The organism is Pseudomonas sp. HY13-MNA-CIBAN-0226, assembly GCF_040310305.1.
GTDB classification, from domain to species: domain Bacteria; phylum Pseudomonadota; class Gammaproteobacteria; order Pseudomonadales; family Pseudomonadaceae; genus Aquipseudomonas; species Aquipseudomonas gregormendelii.
This window is the reverse complement of sequence record NZ_JBEOPS010000630.1, coordinates 1-236: the sequence shown is the minus strand read 5'-3', so window position 1 is coordinate 236 and position 236 is coordinate 1. Positions and strand designations below refer to the sequence as shown.

Sequence of the window (236 nt, the reverse complement as noted above, 5' to 3'; positions counted from 1 at the left end):
GCCATCCTCTTCTCCGATATCCTCACCATCCCCGACGCCATGGGCCAAGGCCTGTACTTCGAAACCGGCGAAGGCCCGCGCTTCAAGAAAGTCGTCAGCACCCTGGCCGATATCGAAGCCCTGCCGATCCCTGATCCACACAAAGACCTGGGCTACGTGATGGACGCTGTCAGCACCATCCGCCGCGAGCTCAACGGCCGCGTGCCGCTGATCGGCTTCTCCGGCAGCCCCTGGAC

1 protein-coding gene is annotated in these 236 nt (G+C 63.6%); it reads left to right on the top strand.

Annotation, left to right across the window (positions count from 1 at the left end; translation table 11 throughout):
• A partial coding sequence (locus tag AAEZ05_RS30200) for a uroporphyrinogen decarboxylase family protein (protein ID WP_350650352.1) occupies positions 1–236 on the top strand: 236 nt, incomplete at both ends.